Genomic DNA, 630 nt, shown 5'->3' with positions numbered 1-630 from the left:
CGCCTTGATGCTCTTCGGCATAGTCACCCAGCCCCTTGGCCAGTTGCAGCGCGGCCTCCAGCACCTGGATCGCCACGCCGCGGTTCAGCTGCCCGCCATTGGCCTGCAATTGCTCTTCGGTGCTGAGTAACAAACCCTTGGCCGCGCGCAACGCGCCGTGCTCGTCGGTGCGCAGTTCAAAACCTTCACCGCGGGGTGCCCCGCCTTCAGGCCGAGGATGGGTCAAGTAGCCCAGGTGCAAGGCACTGCGGCCATGGTCACTCATCAGCGCCGCGCTGATCTGTTTAGTGGTGTCGTCAATGCGCAGTTCGTTGGCCCGGCTGCCTTTGTATTCCTTGCTCTTGATGGTGCTGAGGATCTTGTGGTCCGGCAGTCGGTAGGGCGGCATGTGGCTGGCCCGGTAGGTGCGGCCGGTGATGATCGGCTGGTCGCAATCGCCATCCAGGTAGTCGACGATCACCTCCTGGCCAATACGCGGGATCGCCATATGGCCCCAGTCCGCTCCCGCCCAGTTCTGTGAGACCCGCACCCAGCAGGAACTGAAGCCGTTGTTCTGGCCTTTGCGGTCCCAGGGGAACTGAATTTTTACCCGGCCAAATTCATCGGTATGGATTTCCTCGCCTTCCGGGC

Annotated in this window: 1 protein-coding gene; it reads right to left on the bottom strand. The window is 62.4% G+C overall.

What is annotated here, in order from left to right:
* Positions 1–630: type VI secretion system Vgr family protein (locus GV818_RS33690; protein WP_161778744.1), on the bottom strand; the 630-nt coding region annotated here is incomplete at both ends.

Origin of the sequence: Pseudomonas sp. Fl4BN1, assembly GCF_009908285.1 — a bacterium.
Taxonomy (GTDB): domain Bacteria; phylum Pseudomonadota; class Gammaproteobacteria; order Pseudomonadales; family Pseudomonadaceae; genus Aquipseudomonas.
The sequence above is the reverse complement of the archived record's forward strand: the minus strand, read 5'-3'. Positions and strand labels throughout refer to the sequence as shown.